The 576-nt window shown below is 62.2% G+C and carries 2 protein-coding genes; both read left to right on the top strand.

Translation table 11 applies throughout. The annotated features are described in order from the left end of the window. The coding region (locus ACNA7R_RS20570) for a hypothetical protein (protein WP_416285390.1) at positions 1–190 on the top strand (190 nt) is incomplete at its 5' end. Between the two features lie 184 nt (positions 191–374). Next, a partial coding sequence (locus ACNA7R_RS20565) for a Fic family protein (RefSeq protein ID WP_416285389.1) occupies positions 375–576 on the top strand: 202 nt, incomplete at its 3' end.

The raw sequence follows: 576 nt of genomic DNA, 5'->3' as shown, positions 1-576 counted from the left end.
CAACGAAAAGGCCGTGCTCACCCACGCCGGCAGCGTCTCGCGCGAGGCCATGGAGCGCATCGCCCGCGAGCGCTTCGCCGCCTTCGACGAAAACCGCCGCATCGCCGAGGCCAGACAGGCCGATGCCGAGGAGATCGAGGAGCTGGCGCGGATCGAAAAACAACTTGAAGGCAAAAAGGGGGAGCAATGAACTGCAAGCCTTACCCGGAACATAAAGCGATCGGCACCCAGTGGCGTTTCGACCGGGAGGAGCTCGATCAGTGGATGAAGGCGTTGTCTAACGTGGTGACCTTGAGTCGAAGAACATGACTCGGCTTTTCCTCTAATGCGCCGGAATGACGCATAAATGGAATCGGCATGGCGGTGTGGGGGTGATGGCGGGCCAGCAGCTGATCCACATGGCCCCGCCCGCCGACCGGGTGCCGCATCTGATGGCCGACCTCTTCGGCTGGCTGGCCAACACCGACGCACACCCCCTCATCGTCAGCTCGGTCTTCCACTACGAGTTCGAATTCATCCACCCCTTCGCCGATGGCAACGGCCGCATGGGGAGGCTGTGGCAGAGCCTGATTCTGG

Origin of the sequence: Natronococcus sp., assembly GCF_047921035.1 — an archaeon.
Classification (GTDB): Archaea; Halobacteriota; Halobacteria; order Halobacteriales; family Natrialbaceae; genus Natronococcus.
Note: the sequence above shows the minus strand (reverse complement) of the source record. Positions and strands in the feature narration are given on the sequence as shown.